Source organism: Actinomadura sp. 6K520 (genome assembly GCF_004349245.1).
In the GTDB taxonomy this organism is placed as follows: domain Bacteria; phylum Actinomycetota; class Actinomycetes; order Streptosporangiales; family Streptosporangiaceae; genus Spirillospora.
Map to the genome: position 1 here is coordinate 1 of NZ_SMLC01000250.1, position 8,137 is coordinate 8,137.

8 protein-coding genes are annotated in these 8,137 nt (G+C 73.8%); 7 read left to right on the plus strand and 1 reads right to left on the minus strand.

Going from position 1 to position 8,137, the window contains the following annotated elements:
• On the minus strand, window positions 1–303 hold a 303-nt coding region (locus tag E1289_RS39245; RefSeq protein WP_207929343.1), incomplete at its 3' end, for a hypothetical protein.
• A 334-nt stretch (window positions 304–637) separates the two neighbouring features.
• Between E1289_RS39245 and E1289_RS34705 the strand changes: the two genes are divergently transcribed.
• From E1289_RS34705 to E1289_RS34735, 7 genes are all read left to right on the plus strand, one after another.
• Complete coding sequence (locus E1289_RS34705) at window positions 638–3,454, plus strand: ADP-ribosyltransferase (protein ID WP_131987938.1); 2,817 nt, start codon at window positions 638–640, stop codon at window positions 3,452–3,454.
• A 52-nt stretch (window positions 3,455–3,506) separates the two neighbouring features.
• Entirely contained in the window at window positions 3,507–4,331 is an 825-nt protein-coding gene (locus E1289_RS34710) for a hypothetical protein (RefSeq protein ID WP_131987940.1), read from the plus strand.
• 46 nt (window positions 4,332–4,377) lie between these two features.
• Complete coding sequence (locus E1289_RS34715) at window positions 4,378–5,184, plus strand: hypothetical protein (RefSeq protein ID WP_131987943.1); 807 nt, start codon at window positions 4,378–4,380, stop codon at window positions 5,182–5,184.
• Between the two features lies 1 nt (window position 5,185).
• A complete protein-coding gene (locus E1289_RS34720) occupies window positions 5,186–6,085 on the plus strand; it encodes a glycohydrolase toxin TNT-related protein (RefSeq protein WP_131987945.1) in 900 nt (299 codons plus the stop codon).
• Window positions 6,082–7,473: a TNT domain-containing protein gene (locus E1289_RS34725; RefSeq protein ID WP_131987947.1), complete on the plus strand. Its 1,392-nt coding sequence runs from the start codon at window positions 6,082–6,084 to the stop codon at window positions 7,471–7,473. The genes E1289_RS34720 and E1289_RS34725 overlap by 4 nt, the downstream gene beginning before the upstream one ends.
• A 24-nt stretch (window positions 7,474–7,497) precedes the next feature.
• Window positions 7,498–7,953 (plus strand): hypothetical protein, encoded by a 456-nt coding sequence (locus E1289_RS34730; RefSeq protein WP_131987949.1) that lies wholly within the window; start codon window positions 7,498–7,500, stop codon window positions 7,951–7,953.
• On the plus strand, window positions 7,950–8,137 hold a 188-nt coding region (locus E1289_RS34735), incomplete at its 3' end, for a hypothetical protein (protein WP_207929344.1). The genes E1289_RS34730 and E1289_RS34735, both read left to right, overlap by 4 nt.

Sequence of the window (8,137 nt, forward strand, 5' to 3'; positions counted from 1 at the left end):
CAGTTGTGTATAAGAGACAGCCCAGCCGCCGGGGACCACGCTGCCCGCCCCGCCGAGCCCGGCTCCCGCGAACGCCGGTCCGCAGCCGCCGTCGACCGACCCCGCCGCGGGGAACGGCCAGGCCCGGCCACCGGGCACGGACGGGAACACGGCCTCCGAGCCAGGGGACGCGGGACAGCCCAGGTTCCGCCGGAGCAGCCCCGCTCCCGAGCCGGACGGCGACCCGCCCCCGCCCGACACGCAGACCGGCGAGACCCCGCAGACCGGCGAGACCGCGCAGTCACCGGCCACGTCCACGGACACCCCGGTACCGCCGCGCCCGGACGCCCGTGACCACTACGGGTGGTACGAGACGTCCCAGCCGGGAACACCCGCGGCAGGCACACCCACCCCCGGAACAGCCACGCCAACCGCGCCGGCACCGGGCACGGCCACGCCGGCTACGGGAACGCAGGGCACTCCCACCCCGGCCGCGGCCACACCCGCTCCGGCAACACCCACGCCCACTGCGCCTGCACAAGGCACCCCTCCGGCAGATGCGGCCACACCGACCACGAGCACGGCCGCTCCGGAAACACCTGCGCCAGGTGCGTCCACGAGGGTTGCGGGCGCGCCCGGAAGCGAGTCCGGGGCGCCGATGCAGTCTGCGGTGCCCCGGTCGGCGGAGGGTGAAGGGGCGCCGCCGCGGACGGCCGATGCCGAGCTCATGCGGCGGATCCTCGACAACGAGCAGATCCGGCGGGTAGTGGACGAGGCCCGCGGGACGATCGTCGACGACAAGGGGAACCGGCTCGGTGATCTCCTGGACGACGACCTGCGGAACCGGCTGCCGAACCATCCCCGGCTCGCCCGGATCGTGGAGGGCGGCGGTCCGCCGCCGCTGACCCCGGCGGAGGACTCGCTGCGGCGGTCCCTGCTGGCGCGGCCGCGGACGCTGCACAGCCTGCTGACCCATCCGGACGCCGTGCGCATCCTGGAGGACTCGGTCCGGGAGGTGAACGAGCGGGGCGCCGGCACGATCCTGCGCGAAGGCCAGGTGGAGCCCACGCCGACGCCGCTGGAGGACTGGCAGGTCGACATCAGCGACCGGGTCATCGAGGAGATCGGGCCCGGGAAGTCCCCGAAGCAGCCGGGGTTCGACGAGGCGGCGCTGGAGGCCGAGCGGGAGCGCGCGGGCGGCGGGCCGCTCTCGAAGGACAACGAGTTCGTCAACCGATACCTGGACGAGCTGTACCAGCGGGCCGCGGAAGGCACGGGCCCGCTCCGGAACGTCCTGAACGAGCTGGCGAACGATCCCGCCGACGCCAAGATGCGTCCGGGGCCGAAGGACCGGGTCCGCGCCCTCGACAAGATCATCAACGAGAGCGACGGGGACGCGTCCGCGCTCAACGACCTGCTGGGCGGGAAGGTCCAGTTCGACAGCGTCGCGGACCTGTACCGGGCGCTGGACCGGGTCCAGGACGTCGCGCGGCGGCACAACGTCGAGGTCGTGTCGATCAAGGACCGGTTGCGCAAGCCGCAGCCGAGCGGCTACCGCGACATCCGGATGACGGTGCGGATGCCGAACGGCCACATCGGAGAGCTGCGCCTTCACCTGCGGTCGTTCGACGACGTCGCGGACTACGAGCACTCGCTGTACGAGGTGTCGCGGGACCTGCCGAACGTCGCGGAGGAGCGGGCGGCGCGCGGTGAGCGCGACGCACCGCTGACGCCGGAGGAGCGGGCCGTCCGCGAGGCGATCAACCGGCGTCTCAACGAGCGGTTCGACGCGGCGCTGAACGAGTCGCTGCCGCCGCACCTGCGCACCGACCGCGGCGACGAGCAGGCCCGCGACGCGGACCCGACCCGCGAAACAGAGCCGACCCGGGAGGCGGAACCCACCCGCGCCACCGAGCCTGCCCACGAAACCGAGCCTGCCCGCGCCACCGAGCCCGTCCGCGACACCGAACCGGCCCGCGACGAGGCGCCCGTCCGGACGGACGATGCCGCGGCCCCGGAGACCGTTCCGGACGGTCTGCCGCAGCATCTGCACGATGTCTTCCGCGACAGCGACGCCACTCCGGCGGGGCGGTCGTTCCACGATCCCGCCGACCCGGCCATGCGGGATCTCGCGCGGCGCGTCCCGGCGGACCCGCAGCGGTTCACGGTGGACGGGCACGGTGACGCCGACGGGCTGCGGCTCCCCGGCGGCCGCCGGCTGGACGCCGACGACCTCGCGCACCTGATCCGCAACGACCCGAACTGGAACGGCCGCGAGGTCCTCCTGCTGTCGTGCCGGACCGGCGACGGCGACTTCGCCGCACGGCTCGCGCAGCGGCTCGGCGTCCCGGTCACCGCCCCCAGCGGGCTGGCCTGGACGGACGCCGACGGCAACGTGTACGCCTCGTCCGGCCGGACCGGTCCCGACGGGCAGACCCGCCCCGGCTGGCCGCCGGACGGGACCTGGCGGACGTCCGGTCCGGACGGCACCGCATCGCCCGCCGGGCACGACGGCCGCCCGCCGGGCCGGGAGGAGCACCGCGGCGACCCGGCGCGGCCCGGGGACGACGCGGAGTCGCGGGGGCTGCGCGACTGGTTCCGGCGCGAAGGCCACGTCGACCGGGACGGGTATCGCCGTTTCGACACCGACGAGCAGGGCGAGCGGTACGGCGAGAACCGGCTGGCGCACGTGTACCACAACCTGCCGCACCAGTTGCAGCAGGCGCTGCACTGGTACACGGTGCAGTCGATGCCGAACCCGCACCTGCGGCCCGGCGCGGACGTGGGACGGTACCTGACCCACCTGTACACGGAGCAGAACTACGTCCAGCACCTCGCCTACCTGAACGGCGGGACCATGCCGGTCCATCGGGACCAGCTGATGCAGATGTGGAACCGGCCGGACCTCACCGACTACCAGCGCCAACTGATTCAGCACGTCGTCACGCAGACGGACCCCGAGGCCCGGCTGCAGGAGATGTGGAAGAACCATGAGCAGCGCGAGTTCCTGCGGCGCTACCTCGGCGGTGAGCCCACGCCCGACGCCTTCTGGCAGCGGATCAACGAACTCGACCATGCGCTGAGCCGGCCGCTGCCCGAACCCGTCCAGGCGGTGCGCGGGCTGCACGACGTGAACTTCATGCTCGCCGCGGACGGCATGCCTCTGGCGGGACGGCATCCGATGCTCCTCGTCGGGGCCGTGCAGAACGAGCCGGGCTACATGTCCACCTCGCTCGGTTCGGGAACCACGGAGGTCGACGGGCAGGGCTTCAACTACCGGCTCCATCTCAACCTCCCGCAGGGTGCCCACGGGGTGTGGATGGGCCGCAGCAGCGCGTACCCTGACCAGCGGGAACTGGTGCTTCCACGCGGAACCAGGTACTACATCAGGAGCGTCGTGCAGACCGGGTGGAACGGCACCCAGCCGGTCTTCTCCGTCGAGGCGGACGTCATCCCGCCCGGGACGCCGCCGTGAGGGGCGAACCCATGCGGACCGGCGAGAGTGACGAGGGAAAGGCGCGCACGTCATGAGTGACGGGTTTCCGGACCTTCCGCAGGCCCCGCCCATCGACGGCGGGCTCCGGCCGCCGAAGGCCGCCTACGAGAGGTTCACGCGGCAGGCGGTGCTGTACCTGCCCGTCGTCCGCCGCGGGGAGCTGCTCGGGCACCTGTGGGCCGCGGAGTCCAACGCGAAGGCCGCCGGTTTCGTCCGGCGCGTCGCGGCACAGGCGGCGGGCGCGGAGGCCGCCGCCGTCTGGGGGCGCCGCCTGGACGACTCGCACGACCGCGGGCTGCCCGCCCTGGAGGCGATCCGGGGCTGGGCCGGCGCGGCGGAGGACCCGGTGGGCGGCGCGATCCCGGCGGACGCGCGGGAGTCCCGGGCCGCGAACCTCGGCGCCCTGCACGAGCTGACCAATCCGGGCGCGCCGGTGACGCCGGGGCCGCTCGTCCAGGACGGCCTGTACCCGGACGGGACGCCGGAGGACCGCTCGCAGGGCTGGGGCCCGCTGGTGAGCGTCCGGCCGCCGTCGTACGCGGCGCGGACTGCGGCGCCCGTGCTGTTCTACCCGGTGACGCGCGGCGGGACGGTCCTCGGCTACGTGTGGGCGTCGCTGTCGGAGCAGGCGGCTTCGTATCTCCGGCGGGCCGCCGCGGGCCGCGACGGGGAGATCGCGGGCGGGCTCTGGGAGGCGCGGCTGGCGCACGCCTTCGGTGCGGGGGTCCCGGCGGCGGACGCGGTCCGGCGGCTCCGCGGGACGCCCGAGGACCCGCTCGCCGGCGGTGTCGCCGCCGACGCGCAGGAGGGCCGGGCGAGCGGGCTGGACGAACTCGACCGCCTGGCGCGGGCCTAGCGCCGGGCACGGTCCCCGGCATCGAACCATCACGGGAGTCGTCGTTGTGAAGCTGGTGAGGAAGACCTATCCGCGGTATTTCGTGTACAACGAACGGCCGGTCGTCCTCCTGGAGACGCCGGGCGGCGGGCTGGACTGCCTGGCCGCCGACCCCCGCACCGGGGCGTTCGTGCGCGCCATGCGCTACATCGGCGAGCTGGACTTCAACCGCGACGCCGACATCGACGAGCTCTCCTTCGAGGAGTTCGTCACGGCCGTGGAGATGTACCGGGCCCGGAAGGGACTGGGCGAAGGAACGGTCAAGGCCCTCTACGAGACGATGCAGGGGCTTGAGGAGACGGCCCAGGAGGACGGCCGCCGGCCGACCCCGGAGGAGGAGGCGCTGATCCGTTCACTGAGCACCCGGACGAGCCCGCTGTTCGACGGGGCGCTGCGGGAGCGGGGACTGACCCCGACCCCGCAGCCGACTCCCACGGAGATGCGGATCGCCAGGCTCTTCGACTCCGTCGACGCGGCGGGGGTACCGGTCGTGCGGCGTCCGGCCGTCCCCGACGAGGAGCGGGAGCGGCTGCTGCGGTATCTGGAGCGCGCCCCGATCGTCCTCGCGGCCCGCGGTCACGACGCCGACCTCCTCGACCCGGGACGGCGCGCCGAGGTGCCGATGACGTACCACACCGACGGCACGTGGATCTGGCCCGGTGCGGTCGCCTACTACCTGCGCGTCCACGGCGTCCCTCCAGAGCCCGACCTGGCCGGCTTCGCCCGCGGGAACGGGTTCGGGGTCCCGGAGGTGGACGACGACGTGCGCCGCGAGGCCGTGGCGACCATCAATCGGCGGGCGGACGCCACCTGAGATGCCGCCCCCACAAGAGATCGCCCATCGGCGGGCCGAGCGGGAGCACGTCGCTCTCCTCGCACCCGAGAGCCCCGTCATGTTCGCCCGCGCCCGCCGCATCCTGCGCGATCTGACGCGGGACGGGGCCGCCCGTTTCCGGGTCGGGACCGTGGACGGCGGATGCCGGTCGGTCCTGCGCGGCGAGAACGGCTGGCGGGCCGTGCACCGGCCCGGCGGCTCCGCCGAGGCGGCCGAGGCGTCGGATCACGCGACGGCGAGGGAGGCCACGGCGCATGCCGTCGCCGGTCTCCTGGCCGAGGAGGGCGTGCGCGTGCACAGCGGGATGCTGGAGCTCGCGGGCCTGATCCGCCTCGACCCTCCCACCGGCGCCTGGGTCCTCACCGAGACGGGGCGGCGGGTCCGGGACGAGTCCGCGAACGCGGCGCGGCCGGCCGGCGCGTCCTGCATCGCCCTCGAAGGCGTCACCGGACGCGCCGGGTACTTCGTCACCCGGCCGGGCACCCCGCCGTCCGAGGGCCCGTTCTTGGACGTCCGCACGGTCCTCTCCATGGCGGTCTTCGCCGGGCTTCCCGAGCCTCCGGACGACCCCGGCGAGGTGCAGCCGGTCGACCTGCCGGCCGGCACGGTCCTCGACGGCCACGGCGACACCGGCGAGGTGTTCCTGTTCGAGCCGGGGACGCCGTTCAACCGGCGCGGGCTGTGGGGCGGGCCCGAACACCACCCGCACCGCCGCTACCGGGTCCGGGAGCCGCTGCGCGGCTACCCCTCGTTCCCCTTCGAGAAGGCGACGATCGACGTCGAGCGGACCGGCGGGGAGGGACGCGGCTACTACCTGGTCGACACGATCGCCGCGCTGCTCGCCGCCGGGACGCTGACCGAGACCACCGAACGACCATGACGCACGAACCCGAGACGAACCAGCCCGAGACGGACCAGCCCGAGACGGCGCTGCTCCGGCGGCTGATCGACGAGGTCACGGAGCTGCTGCCCGGCACCTGGCGGCGGGCCGAGCTGACGTACCGCTCGATCGGCGACCACGAGTCCATCTGGCTGACCGGCTCCGAGGAGGGCAGGCGCCACCCCGCCGGCATCCACGCCGCCGGGCGGCGCATCCCCCGCACGGGCATCCCGGACCTGCTGCGCCGCCACCGGGAGATCACCGCCGACCCGGCGCACGGGGCGTGGGCCGCGTTCACCTACGACCTCCGGAAACGGGACGGCGTCACCGACTGGAGCGTGTCCGCCCGTCCGCCCGCCGAGTTCGCCTGGACGGACGAGATCACCCCCGCCGACTGCGCCGCCGAACTCCGGCGGTTCCCCCGCGAGGACGACACGATCCCCGACTGGATGCGCCCGCTCCTGGACCTGCATCGCGCGGCGCGGACCTTCAGCCCCGTCCCGCAGCGGGAGAGCGACCTGGTCGCGCTGCTCCCGGCGGGCTTGGAACGGCTGTTCATGCGCGCCCGCGTCAAGCTGGCGGACTTCGTGCCGGGCGCCGACGAGTTCCGCGTCGGCGCTCCGGGGGACGGCCGCTGGACGGTCGCGCACCACGGCGGCGCCTGGCTCGCGGTCGGGCCCGGCGGTGACGTGTTCCCCTACGCGGAACCGCGCCGCGCGGTCGCGCACTCGATGGCCGGCGTCATGGCCGACGCCCGGATGGAGATCAACAGCACCGTCCTGAGGACGGCCCTGATCATCCGCTTGCAGCGTTATCCGCGGAAGGGTGAGCAGGCATGGTTGCTCGGTGACGACGGCCGGGAGCTGAACGTGCGGACGGCGTGCTCGCCCCGTCCCCGCGGCACCGGCCGGTACATCGCCCTCGACCCGCTGAACAACCGTCCGGACGGTCCCTTCGTCTGCTTCCCCGGGCCCGCCCCCGAAGAGGGCGGGTACGTCTCCGTCCACGACGTGTTCATGATGCTCGCGGAGAGGGTCCTCCCCGTGCCGGCCCCGGCGCCGCAGGCCGTGCCGGAACCCCCCGGCGAAGTGCTGGAGGCCGGCATGGAGGTCGACGCCTACGGCGATCCGGCCGACCGCTTCGTCTACACGGTCGACACCCCGTTCCTGCGACGCGGCCTGTGGGGATCGCCGGAGGACTACGCCTACCACCGCTACCGCGTGGCGAAGCCCGTCCGCGGCTACACCGGCCTCTTCGCCCCCGGCCCGCTCGGCAGCGACCCTCCCCCGCCCGACACCGGGACGGGGTTCTACCTCGTGGACCCGATCGCCGACCTCGTCGCGTCCGGCCACCTGGTGGAGATCACCGGTGACCGGGCCGGACACTAGACTCGCGGAACAGGAGGGACAGCCATGACCGACGCGCCAGGCCGCGGGCCGATGCCCTACGACCCGCAGCGCTACGACGAGCTCACCAAGGAGGTCGCGACGCTGCTGGCCCAGGCGGCACCGGCCGGCTGGAAGCGCATCGACATGAAGGCCCTCATGACCGTCGGCGTCTCCGACGTCGCGCTCACGGTCGTGCTGGAGGACGGCACGTCACCGCAGATGGAGCTGCCACGCGACGTCATCGGCATGCTCGGTGAGCTGCGGTCGATGATGTACCGGCCCGGCGAGGGCACCTGGCTGAGCATGCGCCTCATGATGGACCCGCCCGGCACGTACTACACCAGCTTCAACAACGACTACGACCCGCTCTGGGAGCCGGAACTCACGGCCGGCGAATGGTCCGCGGACCTGGCCGCGTTCCCCCGCGACGACGAGCACGTCCCCGGCTGGCTGCGCGACAGGCTGCAGGAGGCACGGTGAGCGAGCAGTTGAACCCCGCCGACCAGAAGCGGCTCCTTGAGGAGATGACGCTGGTACTGGTCCACGCCCTCCCGGCCGCGTGGCAGGAGTGCGTGGTGGTCCACCGGTCGGTCGGCTCCCACGGCGAGACCCTCGGGCAGGTGCGCAAGGTCTCCGGCCCCGGCCTCCCCAGCCTGTGGACGCC